10 protein-coding genes and 1 other RNA gene are annotated in these 13,635 nt (G+C 41.3%); 3 read left to right on the forward strand and 8 right to left on the reverse strand.

Annotation, left to right across the window (positions count from 1 at the left end):
• Nucleotides 1–130: 130 nt before the first annotated feature.
• From DBT50_RS05435 to DBT50_RS05455, 5 genes are all read right to left on the reverse strand, one after another.
• Entirely contained in the window at nucleotides 131–949 is an 819-nt protein-coding gene (locus DBT50_RS05435; RefSeq protein ID WP_111853262.1) for a formate/nitrite transporter family protein, read from the reverse strand.
• Nucleotides 950–1,186: 237 nt separating this feature from the next.
• On the reverse strand, nucleotides 1,187–3,652 hold the full coding sequence (gene recD2 / locus DBT50_RS05440; protein ID WP_111853263.1) for an SF1B family DNA helicase RecD2: 2,466 nt from the start codon (nucleotides 3,650–3,652) through the stop codon (nucleotides 1,187–1,189).
• Nucleotides 3,653–3,930: 278 nt separating this feature from the next.
• Nucleotides 3,931–5,055, reverse strand: coding sequence for a tRNA 2-thiouridine(34) synthase MnmA (mnmA, locus tag DBT50_RS05445; RefSeq protein WP_111853264.1), 1,125 nt, complete (start codon nucleotides 5,053–5,055; stop codon nucleotides 3,931–3,933).
• Between the two features lie 196 nt (nucleotides 5,056–5,251).
• Nucleotides 5,252–5,599, reverse strand: a complete 348-nt coding sequence (locus tag DBT50_RS05450; protein ID WP_111853265.1) for a DUF1831 domain-containing protein — start codon at nucleotides 5,597–5,599, stop codon at nucleotides 5,252–5,254.
• 31 nt (nucleotides 5,600–5,630) lie between these two features.
• Nucleotides 5,631–6,755: a cysteine desulfurase family protein gene (locus DBT50_RS05455; RefSeq protein ID WP_111853266.1), complete on the reverse strand. Its 1,125-nt coding sequence runs from the start codon at nucleotides 6,753–6,755 to the stop codon at nucleotides 5,631–5,633.
• A gap of 140 nt (nucleotides 6,756–6,895) precedes the next feature.
• Between DBT50_RS05455 and DBT50_RS05460 the strand changes: the two genes are divergently transcribed.
• From DBT50_RS05460 to DBT50_RS05470, 3 genes are all read left to right on the forward strand, one after another.
• A complete protein-coding gene (locus DBT50_RS05460; RefSeq protein ID WP_111853267.1) occupies nucleotides 6,896–8,170 on the forward strand; it encodes a replication-associated recombination protein A in 1,275 nt (424 codons plus the stop codon).
• 94 nt (nucleotides 8,171–8,264) lie between these two features.
• Nucleotides 8,265–8,447: non-coding RNA, 6S RNA (gene ssrS, locus DBT50_RS05465), on the forward strand.
• Between the two features lie 139 nt (nucleotides 8,448–8,586).
• Nucleotides 8,587–9,063, forward strand: coding sequence for a universal stress protein (locus DBT50_RS05470; protein ID WP_111853268.1), 477 nt, complete (start codon nucleotides 8,587–8,589; stop codon nucleotides 9,061–9,063).
• An 83-nt stretch (nucleotides 9,064–9,146) separates the two neighbouring features.
• On the opposite strand, the gene ltrA is transcribed toward DBT50_RS05470, so the two are convergent.
• The 3 genes from ltrA to glpO form a co-directional block, all read right to left on the reverse strand.
• Nucleotides 9,147–10,535: a group II intron reverse transcriptase/maturase gene (gene ltrA / locus DBT50_RS05475; RefSeq protein ID WP_224785078.1), complete on the reverse strand. Its 1,389-nt coding sequence runs from the start codon at nucleotides 10,533–10,535 to the stop codon at nucleotides 9,147–9,149.
• Nucleotides 10,536–11,030: 495 nt separating this feature from the next.
• Complete coding sequence (locus DBT50_RS05480) at nucleotides 11,031–11,738, reverse strand: MIP/aquaporin family protein (protein WP_070560020.1); 708 nt, start codon at nucleotides 11,736–11,738, stop codon at nucleotides 11,031–11,033.
• A gap of 32 nt (nucleotides 11,739–11,770) precedes the next feature.
• On the reverse strand, nucleotides 11,771–13,609 hold the full coding sequence (gene glpO / locus DBT50_RS05485) for a type 1 glycerol-3-phosphate oxidase (protein WP_070560018.1): 1,839 nt from the start codon (nucleotides 13,607–13,609) through the stop codon (nucleotides 11,771–11,773).
• Nucleotides 13,610–13,635 lie beyond the last annotated feature (26 nt).

The raw sequence follows: 13,635 nt of genomic DNA on the forward strand, positions 1-13,635 counted from the left end.
CTTTCACCAGAGCTGCACTCTCTCTATCAACTAAATAGAAACATGGCCTTTTCAATCATTTAAGCGAATTTATTATACGCTTTTTAATTTTCATTTGTCAACTATTAATGATTCCTAGCGAATAAGAAAACTAGTCTACATAGGAAGTTTCTTTATCTCCTAACCAGGAATAGACATAGCCAATGACAAAGCCACCACCAACAAGATTACCTAAGAAAGTAAAGACAAAGTTCTTAAGCACATTAGCCAAGGTCATCCCGTCAACAGGGCCTCCATTGGAGAAGAAAGCTAATGGGAAGGAAACAAAGTTAGCAATCACGTGTTCATAACCTAAGAAGGCAAAAATAAAAATAATAAAGATAATCGCATAAACCCGTCCATCTGCGTTGACCATCCGATTGCTAGCAACCACAGCACTATTAACGATAATATTAGCTAAAATCCCCTCAATAAAAATTGTAAGCGCTGATTTAACAAATTTTCCTGAAACTGCTGTAAATAAATAATGATCAGCAGGTAAATCTTGGAAAATCGTGGTTCTTGAAAAAATATAAGCACAAACAAGGCCACCAATAAAATTAAATAAAACACAAACCATTAAAATCGTAAAAGCCTTTTGCCAGCTGATATATTTTTTTCGTGCTCCAACTACCAAAAAGTTCATATTAGCAGTCGCTAATTCACCATTCATATAAATAATAAGTACCAATGACCATGCAAAAAAGAAGGCAAAAGTAAATTTACCTAAGCCTGGGGCTACTAAATTCGTTTGTTGGGCGGTCATCATAGCGATTGCTGTCCCAAAAGTTAAGAATAAAGTGGCGTATACACTCCTTAGCGCGTATCTCCAAAAACTTTTATCAAATAGTTCTGTCTTCTTCTCTACATTATCAAAAGTTAAAGGGCCTAGAATTCCTTTCTCAGGGCGCTTGCCATTAATATAAGCCATTGCCGTCAGTCCTTTCTAAATGAGCTAAATTTCTAGCCTAACTAAATAAATCCAATACTCACATTTTATCGATATTTTAAGAAATAAACAAGATTTTTGCAATATTTGAATAAATTTATTAGTTTTTATAAACTCAGGATCAGCAAATTTAGCTTCTATCTGCTTTAACTAGGCTTTTTCGGCTACTTTTTGCACGTGGGTAGTAAAAGAGAAAAAATAAACGGCTGATTTCATTTCTTAAAAATCATAGGGGCTGATGCCATCCATACCAATTAAAGGATCGATCTGACCACTTTCAAGTAAGTCAGGAGTTAACCAATCGACCTTTACATTCATTCCCGAGTTTCCAGTATCCTCTTGCTGGTCCCCTGACTCATCTCCTTGAGACCTGGTACTTTGATCCTGACTAGGACTTGCTTCACTTGACTGCGAGTTCAGTTTAGGAAGTAATTCGTCTTCTTCAAGTAGGGAGCGGTAAAGGTTAGTATGGCGTTGGCTGGCCTGGGTTTGAATGGCAGATTGGAAGGCTTGAACTTCACCGCAGAGAATTAAGGATTGCTTAGCTCTGGTGATCGCTGTATAGAGCAAATTGCGTTGGAGCATGCGTTGGTATTGACTGATTAAAGGGAGGATAACGATAGGAAATTCGCTTCCTTGCGATTTATGAATCGAAACACAATACGCCAAGGTTAATTGGTTAAAATCTTGCCGGTTGTATGTGACCTCATTGCCGTCGAAATCAACCACTATTTCATCACTTTGGCTGGTCGTTTCCTTGGCATAAAATATCGCCACGATTTCTCCCATATCCCCGTTAAAGACATTCATTTCAGCTTGGTTTTGTAACTGCAAGACCTTATCCCCTAAGCGAAAAAGACGGTTGAAGTGGCTAACTTGGCGCTTATTGCCATCAGTATTTGGATTTAAACTTTCCTGCAATTTCTGATTAATCTGATCGATGCCGGCCTGCCCCTTATACATGGGGGCCAAAACTTGAATATCTTTAACATCATAATCTTTTTCAAGAGCACGTTTAGCCACCGCTGCAATAAAATCAGCTAAGTGGAAATAATCTACCCGGAAAAATGACCGGTCAGCCTTATTTTTGGTAAGATCGACAGGCATTTCCCCATTTTTTATATCATGAGCCAATAAAGTGATGGTTGAATTGGCATCTTGACGAAATATTTCGTCGAGCTCGCGCCAGGCGATTGTCTGACTTCTCAAGAGATCTGACAGCACTTGTCCTGGACCAACTGAGGGCAGTTGATCTTTATCCCCTACCAAGATAATTTGCATATCATCAGGAACTGCTTCTAATAATTGAAAGAATAACCAAGTGTCTACCATAGACATCTCATCAATAATCAGTAAGTCCCCTGCAATAGTCTCTTTATCCGAAGTTATGATATTATTTTCATCTTCTTCACCAGTGAGACCGATTAAACGATGAATAGTGGTTGCCACTAGGCCAGTAGTTTCACTCATCCGCTTGGCAGCCCGTCCAGTTGGAGCTGCCAAACGAATAGGAAAATCACTCGGGTCATAATCCCCTAGGCGGATATTATTTAACCGGCAATAAATATCGATGATTCCTTCTAAAACCGTGGTTTTTCCCGTACCCGGTCCCCCAGTTAGAATAAATAATTTCTCTTCTAGGGCTTCAATAATTGCTTTCCTTTGAGCGGGTCCATATTGAATACCTAATTTTGCTTCGGTTTCCTCTATTTCATTAGCCAAATTATCATTCTCATATTTAGACTGAGTTCGTTCATTCTTGATACGTTTTAAACGTTTAACAATCCCCTTCTCTGCATAATAGAGACTAGGAAGAAAATAACCCTCTTCAGTCGCAATCACTTCATTGGTATCTACCAAGTCGCTCAAGCGATCAGCCACTTGCTGCATGTCAACCATTTGTAGATTCATTTGGCTTTTATTTAATAGATTGAGAACCTGCTGGAATAGTTCTTCCTTCTTAACATAAGTATCCCCATTGCTATAACAAATTGTTTCTAATGAAAAAGTAATCGCCCCTTGGATGCGTAAAGGCGAGTCATAGGCAAATTCTAAACGTTGGGCCAGTAAATCAGCCTTTTGAAAACCAAAACCCTGAATATTTTTAACCAAGAAATAGGGATTTTCTTTAATCAATTCAACCGCTTCATCTTGGTATTTAGCATAAATCTTGCCTGCCAAGTGGTTAGAAAAGCCCATCTCCGATAATTGAATAAAGGTATCCTCATTGCCACGATTAGCCTTTACTTTCTCATGTAACATTTGCTGTTTATTCTTGGTCAGGCCCTTAACTTCTTTCAAACGTTCGGGTTGATTTACAATTAAGTCAATGGTCTTCTCACCTAAGGTATTGACCACACGTTCAGCCAATATTTTCCCAATTCCTGGAAATTCATCGCTGGATAAATATTTGATTAAGCCATCTTTACTGGTAATTTTTATTCCTTCATAATGGGAGACTTTGAATTGAACCCCGTACTTAGGATGATCAACTAAGTTCCCGAAGAATTGGTATGTAGTTCCGTCCTGGATAGTTCCAAAATTTCCTGTCACGACAATATTTTTTTCGGAGTAAAGGGTGTTGGTATCATCAACCGTAATCCGCATCACCCGATAATAATTATCTGGATTAGAAAAAAAGGTAGCTTCTACTTCGCCGATGAAATAATCTTCTGTAGCTGCCATTCCCTTATCCCTCCTAGTCACAATCTTTGCTTATTATATCACAGAATATCACTGGATTTATCCTCCGCCAAGCCCGCCCTCTGCTCACCTTTCTTCTATATAAATGCCCGCTATACCATTTTCTCTCTTTCACGCCCTAAATAAAGAAAAAGCTGTAGCTTAGCTTCTAGCTTCCAAGTTAGATAAGGTCTTCCTGGATAAGCCAAAAACTAGTTACAGCTGTATCTTAAAATCATCCTAATTTATAGTCTGCTTTTAGAAATGATTCATCTATTTGATTATTGGTATTGTAACTTTTTATCATCCTTATAGGCAGCGTCAATGGTTGCTCCCCCTAAACAAACTTCATCTTGGTAGAAGACTACCGACTGTCCTGGTGTAATAGCCCGAACTGGCTCTTCAAAGTCTACCCTTAACTGATCATCAGATAAGAAGCTGACTTTCACTGGGATATCTTTTTGCCGGTAACGGAACTTAGCAGTGCAGGTAAAGTCTTCACGTGGAAAATGGTCACTGGTAAAAGAAACTTCACTGGCTAATAAGTAGTCAGCATAGAGCAAGGGATGATGGTAGCCTTGGCCGACATAGAGTTCATTTTTAGCCTGGTTCTTTCCAATAACAAACCAAGGTTCATTATTACCAACCTTGGTGCCTCCAATTCCCAAGCCCTTACGTTGACCGATGGTATAATACATCAGTCCATGGTGCTCAGCCATCACTTGGCCGTCTAAGGTTTTCATTAGACCAGGTTTAGCTGGTAAGTAATTGGAAAGGAAGGCATTAAAGTCGCGCTCACCAATAAAACAGACCCCGGTGGAGTCCTTTTTATGGGCCGTCTTTAGATTATGATCTTCGGCAATTTTTCGCACTTCCGACTTTTCTAATTCGCCAATCGGAAAGAGCGCGTGTTGCAATTGCTCTTGAGACAATTGATTTAAAAAGTAGGTTTGGTCCTTATTACTATCCACCCCACGAAGCAAGTCTACTTCGCCTTGGTCATTTGTTCTCACCCGAGCATAGTGGCCCATAGCTACGTAATCTGCTCCTAGGTCCAAAGCATAATCGAGAAAGGCCTTGAATTTAATCTCTTTATTACACATGACGTCTGGATTAGGGGTACGGTCATGACGATATTCATCGAGAAAGTATTCGAAGACGCGGTCCCAGTATTCTTTTTCAAAGTTGACTGAATAATAAGGAATACCTATCTGACTAGCTACAGCTTGTACATCCCGGTAATCTTCGGTTGCTGTACAAACGCCATTTTCATCAGTGTCATCCCAATTCTTCATGAAAATACCAATGACGTCATATCCCTGTTCTTTCAGCAAGAGCGCGGAAACACTGGAATCCACTCCCCCACTCATGCCTAAAACAACTTTTTTATTTTTCTTATCACTCACAACATCACCATCTTTCTTAACAAAATTTACGATTGAAGGTCGCACGTTTTGTTGTGTTGATAATCTTAGATAGGCCTCAATTGCCTTATCCAGGTAGTAATCATAACAATTTACCTAAAAAACTCAAGTCATTTGATTGAATTTTTATTAAATCTTCAAATGTCCTTGAGTTTGGAGAATGATTATATGTCCATTTTTAGTCTTCACTGATTGCTAAGACTTGCTTGTCAACTAAGTCAGCTAAAATTTCCTCTAAGCGTTTGGCTAAATCTGCCATATCGGAATTTTGGTAAACATTAACCGCCTTCAGCCCCGTCTTATTAGTGACGTTCATTTGCAATTTATCCACTGACTTATCAATTTGAACTTTTAATAAGAGATAGTGACTGGCTTGAAATTCTGGACGAATAGGAATTTCAATTTGATAATTACCTGCCTTAGTGGAAGTAAATCCATAGTCCCGCAAAGTATATGCCTTGCAGTTAGGATGAACTTGATAGGATTTTTGACTTCCTTTTAAATGTTCTTTTTCTTTAAAAGCCATTTCATTCCTCCTTAATCTGTTTACACGACAACTAAGCAATGCTTAATAAAATATCTAAGAATTCATCGATTTCTTCAATTGTGGTCAGCTGACCGAATGATATACGAATACTTTGACTGATCCGAGGGCTTTCTTCACCAAACATCGATACTAAAATCCGACTCGGTTCTAGCGATCCAGCTGAGCAGGCTGACCCAGCCGATACATAAACGTCTTTTAAATCTAATTTAATTAGAACTTGGTCACTAGGATGATTAGGCCAGTAGACATTTAAAATATGAGCTAGTTCAGCTTCCTTAGGACCATTAATTTCGAAATCTAGACCACGTTCTCTAGCTTCTTTAAGAAAATATTTCCTTAAATCAAGCAATTTTTGGTGATGGTCATCCCTAGACTGATAGGCGATTTCAATGGCCTTACCCATGGCCACAATTCCAGGCACATTTTCAGTACCGGCACGATGGCCATGTTCTTGGCCTCCCCCTCTTAGGTAAGGGGTAAAATCACTCACTGCATTACGATAATAGAGAAAGCCAACTCCCTTGGGTCCATGGAATTTATGGGCAGATACGCATAGGCCATCGATATGCATAGCTTCAACATCAATAGGGATGTTGAGATAGGCTTGAACCACATCCGTATAGAAGAATAAGTGGTGATCATGGCAAATCTCTCCAATGGCTTGGATATCTTGGACAGAGCCGACTTCGTTATTCCCTGCAATAATTGAAACCATAATGGTATCATCTTTAATGGCATCCTTTAAGGCTTCAATTGAGATGTGACCATATTCATCGAAAGGCAAGAAAGTCACTTCAAATCCCTGTTTTTCCAGATATTTTGCCGTCTTGTAACTTGAAGGATGTTCAGCTTCGGTGGTAATAATATGACGGCCTTGCTTTGCTAACCGTTTTGCGGTTTGTATCAGGGCACTATTAGTAGATTCTGTGGCCCCACTGGTAAAAATAATATCGTCGGCCTGAGCATTAATCGTCTCCGCTATATTCTCTCTTACTCGAGTCAATTGTTCATGTGATTGACGACCAATCCGGTAGGTACTTGATGCATTGCCATAATTTTCACGCATGGCCTGGTTCATGGCCTCAATAACTGGTTGGGTCATCGGTGTGGTTGCTGCATAATCAAGATAGATCATTCGTTCGCTTACCCCCTTGTTTTTCACTATTGTATCACTATCTGGTCCTAGACAACAGAGGAAAAGCCAAAAGCGCTCTTTTTAAAAACGGATGTGTTATACTGATTGACGTTATCAAACACTTAGAAAGGAGTTTCAGTGTGAATAAGCAAGCCCCCCTAGCCTACAGAATGCGACCGAAGACCCTAGAAGAAGTTGTTGGTCAAGAACACCTAGTTGGTTCTGGCAAGATCATCTGGCGAATGGTTAAAGCGAAGCAGTTAAGGTCAATGATTTTATACGGTCCTCCTGGTATTGGTAAAACCTCAATCGCTAGCGCTATTGCTGGTTCCACGAAGTTAAGTTTTCGGCAATTGAATGCGGCGACAGATAATAAAAAGGCCCTACAAGAAGTCGTGGCCGAAGCAGAGTTTTCTGGCGGTCTTATTTTAATGTTAGATGAAATTCACCGCCTGGATAAAACGAAACAAGACTTTCTCCTGCCTCATTTAGAAAGCGGCCTACTGATTCTAATCGGAGCAACCACCGAAAACCCTTATATCAATATCAATCCTGCTATCCGGTCGCGAACACAGATTTTTGAGCTTCACCCTTTAGAAGCTGATCAAATCAAAGTAGGTATTGACCATGCCCTCGAAAATAAAGAGCGGGGCCTGGGCAAGTACCCTATTCAATTAAGTAATGAGGCCAGGGACTACTTAGCCAATTACTCCAATGGCGATTTACGGTCAGCTCTCAATGCATTAGAACTAGCGGCTTTATCAACTGAGGAGAATGCTGAAGGCCAAATTCTGATCGACTTAAGCGTAGCAGAGGAATGTTTACAAAAGAAGGCCTTTGACCATGATGAAGATGGAGACATGCACTATGATGTGGTGTCTGCCTTTCAGAAAAGTATTCGTGGCAGTGATGTCAACGCTGCCCTTCATTATGCCGCCCGTTTAATTGAAGCTGGTGATTTGAACAGTCTCTGCCGGCGCTTAATGGTATGCGCTTATGAGGATATTGGTTTGGCTAACCCAGAGGCCTGTCAGCGGGCGGTCACTGCCTGCCAAGCTGCCCAGAAAATTGGACTGCCGGAAGCCAGGATTCCTTTGGCTCATGCCATTATTGACCTGTCCCTATCCCCTAAATCCAATTCGGCCATCAAAGCCATTGATCAAGCCTTAGCAGATATTCGTTCAGGAAAAGCTGGCGTCATCCCCAAACATCTCCGTGATGCCCACTACAGTGGTGCTAAGAAATTGGGAAGAGGAAATGCTTACAAGTTTCCCCACGATTACCCCAACCATTGGGTCGCTCAAGATTACTTACCAGAAACCTTGTCGGACAGGCAATACTACCAGGCCTGCCAAACAGGCAAATATGAGCAAGCCTTAGAGCAAATGCGGCAAATGCGAGAAAAACAAAAATAATTTTTATAAGCGATAAATCCAGTATAAGATGTTGTCACTTTAAGCTTTCCTGCTTGCCAAAAAGCCCTAGACATGCTAAATTAATAGTAATGTAAGTTCTCTAAGATATGCGTGCATCTTTTAAATGTGCTGACCGAACAACTACTATCTAGGGATCTGCGAGCTCCAATGGATGTTACGCCTCTATTACGTGGACAACTGAAGTTGGATACCGGAACCCACCTGCTATATCGCGGGTTCAGACAGATAGAATTTCCACGGTATCATTGGAGGCTTACATAAAAATAATCGAATTATTTTTTAGCCTAGGTGTGAAAGCCTAGGTTTTTTCAATAGGAACATTATTTAAAGTTAATTTTTTTATCCGCTTTCATGCTATAATAGCTATAGAGAGAAAAAGAAAGTGAGGGATCCTTATGTATAAGAATTATGAACATATATTGACACCTGTGGATGGTTCTGATGAAGCTGAATTAGCCTTCAAAAAAGCGGTAGAAGTTGCCTTACGTAATGATGCTGAATTAATCATTACCCATATCGTTGATACACGCTCGATTCAAACGACTACTGGTTACGAAGGCACCCTATCCGATGAATTAGTCAAACAAGCTAAAGAATTACTTAATGACTACAAGAAGTATGCATCGGAAAAAGGCTTAAAAGAAATCCAAACCGTCATTGATTATGGTTCACCAAAGGTTCAAATTGCTAAAGAACTTTCCAAAGAATACCATGCTGATTTAATCATGATTGGTGCAACGGGACTAAACGCTGTGGAACGCCTCTTCATTGGTTCTGTTTCAGAATACGTCATCCGTAACGCTAATTGTGATGTCTTAGTGGTAAGAACCGACTTAGACAATGTGAAACATGAAAAAGGGAAGAAAGCATAAAAACTAAATCGAGTAGGACTCTGTCCGTTAGTCGGACAGAGGACCTCTCACACCACCGTACGTACGGTTCCGTATACGGCGGTTCAATATCTTAAATAGGCAGACTCCGCCAGGAGGGTTAATGATTTTAATCCCCACTGACGGAGTCTTTTTGTTGTCAGAGCGTAGTGCACCTCCGGTGTCTTGGATAGACGCCAATACTTCTTGCGTGAGAAAGCAATACGCTTCGCGCTTTCACTATCCAATCCCAACCGCATGAGGCGTATAATCTTCGTTCGACAGTTTTTCCATCGCTTCAAAATGAGTTGCCTTAGGCGATGGTTTAACCATTGTTCTATCTCTTCAATATAGGTTTTAATATAGCCTACTCCAAAATAGTTGATCCAACCTTGTGTGACTTGGTTGATCTCTTTTACAATGGTTTTAAAGGTACCTGGTCGCTTTCGACTTGTCAGACGTTTTAACTTTGCTTTGAATTTCTTCTTCGCTTCATTCGTCGGACGAAAACGACAACCCTTTCGGGTAGGCTTGATAAGGCAACCCAAGAATTTTAAACGGGTTGGCGAACCCACTTGACTTTTCTCATGGTTAACGGTTAATCGAAGATCTTTTTCAATGTAAGTAGTAATACTTTTTAGCACACGTTCTCCTGCTCGCTTAGATTTGACGAAAATCGCAAAGTCATCTGCGTAACGTACAAAACGATGTCCACGACGTTCTAATTCTCTATCCAATTCATTTAAATAAACATTACATAGAAGCGGTGAAATAACACCCCCTTGAGGGGTACCCGTATGACTGTCAATAAATTGACCAGACATATCAATAACACCTGCACTCATAAAACGTCTAAGAATACGTGATATCGCTGGATCTTTTACCATTTGTTCCAAGTAATGAATCATTTTATCTTGATTAAAATTATCGAAACAATTCTTTAGATCGCAATCAACCACAACTTTATAGCCTGTTTCGTAATAGTCGACACATTGTTTCAGTGCACTATGTGCACTCTTGCCTTTACGAAAGCCATGACTATAAGGTGATAGTTGAGGATCTATGATTGGTTCAATCACTTGTCGAATGGCTTGTTGAACAATGCGATCCCTGACCACAGGAATACCTAATCGACGAACTCCTCCATTGGCTTTGGGAATTTCTACCCGCTTGACCGGTTGAGGTTTATATGTTGCATTCATCAATTTCTGTTGTAAGGGTCTAAGATACTTTCTTACTTCAGCTTCCGCAGCTTCTGCGGAAACACCATCAATACCAGCTGCTCCTTTGTTCTTACGAACTAATTGAGCTGCTCGCATGAGGTTTTCTTCTCTGACAACGAGACTCATTAGAGACCCATCATGTCTTTTCATATATTCAATAGCTCTACCACTAAGCACATCTACATACTTTTCAGGTTCCACCTTATTCCTCTGTAGGCTGCGTTGCTTCCGCAACTTTTCTGCTTTTCCCATAATTGAGCTACCTCCCATCTAAATAAACATGGATATTGTTCAGTCCTTCGTTTCCTCTGGAAACTACTATGACTTCGGCTGACTTCTCACAGTAAACCTTTTTCGACCGGCTTCTTATAAGGGGACTCCTGCGCCGTCTGTGAGATCTCCCTGGGTAAGAACGACAACTTTCTACTCATGTCACTGCTTCATCTACTGTCTCAGATTCGTGCAGTATTGGACTTCACTTTGTCTGGCAAGCTCATCCATCTTTTGACAGCCTTTCTTTATGAAGTTTCTGTACGTCAGTGCAAGTATTTGCCTCCAACTTCCTTCAGATTCCACCTCACGGTGGACACCCTTGTCATTGGCTAACAGTTCCTACTGCAAAGGCCTGTAGTGGACTTTCACCACCGAGTTGTCGCCCATGCCAGGCGCACGAGTAATTAAAAGGCCTCACTCCTTGAAGTGAGGCCTTTTTTAACTGCTCATGATACTTTTACTTATTACTAATCATTAGGGTATCCACTGAAAGACAATGGCAGCTAACACACCACCAATGATGGGTCCGACAACGGGTACCCAAGCGTATGACCAGTCTGAATCTCCCTTGTGGGGGATTGGTAAAATCGCATGGGCAATCCGAGGCCCTAAGTCGCGGGCTGGATTAATCGCATATCCCGTCGGTCCTCCTAAGGAAGCCCCGATGCTGACAATCAATCCCCCTACCAAGGCAGTAGACAAACCAGGAGCCAGGTCATTTTGAGCAAAGGACATGATTCCAAAAGTTAAAATAAAGGTGCCAATCGCCTCACTGATTAAATTGTTAGCTGGTGCATAAATCTCAGGAGCGGTAGCAAAGCTTCCTAATATCATGTCAGGATCTTCTGTTACATTAAAATGATCCCGATAATGAAGCCATAAAATCACTGCCCCTAAGAAAGCACCTAGCATTTGTCCAATAATATAGGCAGGCACTGAGGACCATGGTGTCGAACCTTCAATCGCAAAGGCAATGGTCACTGCAGGATTCAGATGGGCTGGGCTTAAATAACCTGAAGCATAGGCAGCCACCATAACCGCCAAGCCCCAGCCAATTGTTATAGTTAACCAGCCGGCATTATGTCCCTTGGTCCGTGCTAAATTGACATTAGCACAAACCCCATCCCCTAAAAGGACCAGAATGAGTGTCCCTAAAAACTCACCGATTACTTCTGTCGCCATCCTACTTCCTCCTCTATCAAAACGTTATCTTATTAGCTATTAGCCTTCTTCTTTAAGTCAACAAGATCATTGTTGGCCAGTGTTTCTTCTAATTCCTTTTGGTAAGCTTGACGACTTTGATCATCCCAGTCAAAATAATCACTCATGGCTTGAACGACGGGTTCAAGTAAGTGGTCTAAGCGGTCACGCATGAAGAGCATGTAGTTGGTCCGACGTAAAAAGTAATCAACAGGGGTAAGAACCATTTCCTCTTCTAGGGCATAATAAAGCATGATGGTTTCAGCTAAAGACAAGCCTTCAATCTCTGGCACTTGGTCAATTAAGGCATATACCTTAGGGACATTAGATCCGTAAAAGGCTGCTAGATAATAAGCTTCTTCTTTAGATAAACCTCGTTTTACCCCCATTTGAGCATAAGAGGAGAACTCTCCTTCGATATTAGCCGGATTAATTTCCCCACCAGAAACAGGATAGGTTTTTGAATTAATTAGGCGGAAGGATTTATCGTGTTCCTCTTTGAGGAGCTTAATAATTTTTTCCATAGCCCCGGCAGCCATCTTCCGGTAGTCAGTAATTTTTCCGCCGGCGAGAGTAATTAAGCCGTTTTCATCACGTTCTAGACTAGATCCCCGTGATACTTGAGAAGGGTCTAGAGTTTCTTCCGATAAGGAGCCTTCCAAGTTAGCGACAGTACGTTCCACTTGGTCTCGTGTTTTTTCTTCATTTAAGTAACCCTTAACCACAGCAATTAAATCCTCAAAGCTTTGGTCATTAATTTTACCTGAGTCTCCACCATTATAGTCAGAAGCACTGTTTCCGGCGATGAGCGGTCTCAAACCGGCCCAGGAGGACTCAATATCATCGATACTTATCTTAGCCTCAGGGAAGCGATTGTTGACAGCTCCAATGAGATAGTTAACATCATCAGCCTCTACTTCAGGATGTTTGTAATCACCCGTGTAGTCGGTATCAGTCGTGCCAAAATAGGTCTTGTCTTCCCGAGGAATGACAAAAATCATCCGACCATCGTCATAGCCCGAATCAAAGTAAACCGGCTGACTGACTTTTAAACGGCTGGCATCAATAACCAGGTGAATCCCTTTAGTAGGACGCATCATTTCGATACGGTTGTCTTCTTCATCGAGATTGCGGGTTTCATCACTCCATGGTCCGGTCGTATTGATGACATAGCGGGCGTGAATATCAAAGCTTTCATTACTTAAGTGATCTAGTGCCTTTACGCCATTGATCTTGCCCTCTTGATCATAGAGATAGCCGATCGCTTCTACTCGACTAGCAACCAGGGCACCATCTTGGTGAGCTCTTTTGATATTTTCAATCACCAAACGGATATCGCTATTGTTAAAGTCTAGATATTGGCCTCCACCTTGTAAGCCTTCTTCTTTTAAACCTGGCACATGTTGGAGAACTTCTTCTTTGGATAGAACGGTATTGGCATAGCTAGAATCGCTCACCCCAGCTAAGGAATCATAGAGGTCCATAGCTACTTTCAAGCGAAACATCGTAAAAGTAGCGCCCTCTTCATCGTAGATGGGAATAACCATCGGGTCAGGTTTAGGAATGTGAGGGGCAATTTGTTGAACGACTGCCCGTTCACTAACCGTATCGGCAACCACTTCCACATCAAAGTTTTTTAAATAGCGGATACCACCGTGGACTAGCTTGGTGGACCGACTACTGGTGCCTTCCGCAAAATCTTGCATTTCGATTAAACCGGTTTCTAAACCACTCGCTGCTGCTTGCAAGGCTACCCCTGCTCCAGTAATTCCGCCGCCAATGACCAATAAGTCTAGGGTACGTTCTTGTAATTTGGTCAGAGCTTGTTGTCTATTTTTAACAGAAAATGTCATCTGATAATACCTCCATCATAAGCTTT

Source organism: Aerococcus tenax, assembly GCF_003286645.3.
Taxonomy (GTDB): Bacteria; Bacillota; Bacilli; order Lactobacillales; family Aerococcaceae; genus Aerococcus; species Aerococcus tenax.

Coding starts and splice junctions, on each gene's coding strand:
- DBT50_RS05435 (WP_111853262.1), bottom strand. CDS start 949: ATGGCTTATATTAATGGCAAGCGCCCTGAGAAAGGAATTCTAGGCCCT.
- DBT50_RS05480 (WP_070560020.1), bottom strand. CDS start 11,738: ATGGCGACAGAAGTAATCGGTGAGTTTTTAGGGACACTCATTCTGGTC.
- DBT50_RS05455 (WP_111853266.1), bottom strand. CDS start 6,755: ATGATCTATCTTGATTATGCAGCAACCACACCGATGACCCAACCAGTT.
- DBT50_RS05470 (WP_111853268.1), top strand. CDS start 8,587: ATGTATAAGAATTATGAACATATATTGACACCTGTGGATGGTTCTGAT.
- ltrA (WP_224785078.1), bottom strand. CDS start 10,535: ATGGGAAAAGCAGAAAAGTTGCGGAAGCAACGCAGCCTACAGAGGAAT.
- glpO (WP_070560018.1), bottom strand. CDS start 13,609: ATGACATTTTCTGTTAAAAATAGACAACAAGCTCTGACCAAATTACAA.
- DBT50_RS05450 (WP_111853265.1), bottom strand. CDS start 5,599: ATGGCTTTTAAAGAAAAAGAACATTTAAAAGGAAGTCAAAAATCCTAT.
- recD2 (WP_111853263.1), bottom strand. CDS start 3,652: ATGGCAGCTACAGAAGATTATTTCATCGGCGAAGTAGAAGCTACCTTT.